This window comes from Parazoarcus communis SWub3 = DSM 12120 (genome assembly GCF_003226565.1).
Taxonomy (GTDB): Bacteria; Pseudomonadota; Gammaproteobacteria; order Burkholderiales; family Rhodocyclaceae; genus Parazoarcus; species Parazoarcus communis.
Window position 1 is genome coordinate 1 of sequence record NZ_QKOE01000123.1, and the last position, 488, is coordinate 488.

Below are 488 nucleotides of genomic sequence, written 5' to 3' on the forward strand. Positions count from 1 at the left end.
GGTCAGCGCTTCTTCATGCGTCAGGAGATCCTGGCCGACTCGCTGCCCTTCGACATCGCTGCGCTGCGCGAGAAGTTCGCACCGATTGCGCGTGAATTCGGCATGGACTGGAAGATCAGCGACAGCGCACGCAAGAAGCGCGTCGTGGTGATGGTGAGCAAGCAGGAACACTGCCTGTACGACCTGCTGTCGCGCTGGCATGCCGATGAGCTGAACATCGAGATCCCCTGCGTCATCTCCAACCACGAGACCTTCCGCGGCCTGGTCGAGTGGCACGGCATTCCCTTTCATCACGTGCCCGTCACCCCCGACTCCAAGGCCGAGGCCTACGCCAAGGTCGAAGACCTCTACCGCGAAGCCGCGGGCGACGTGATGGTGCTGGCCCGCTACATGCAGATCCTGTCGCCGGGCCTGTGCGAGCGCCATCCCGGCCAGATCATCAACATCCACCACAGCTTCCTGCCCAGCTTCGTCGGCGCCAAGCCTTA

Annotated in this window: 1 protein-coding gene; it reads left to right on the top strand. The window is 63.1% G+C overall.

Features of this window, described 5'->3' with window-relative positions; genetic code table 11:
- Positions 1-488 (top strand): formyltransferase family protein (locus DNK49_RS23350; protein WP_279386441.1); only part of this gene is annotated, 488 nt, incomplete at both ends.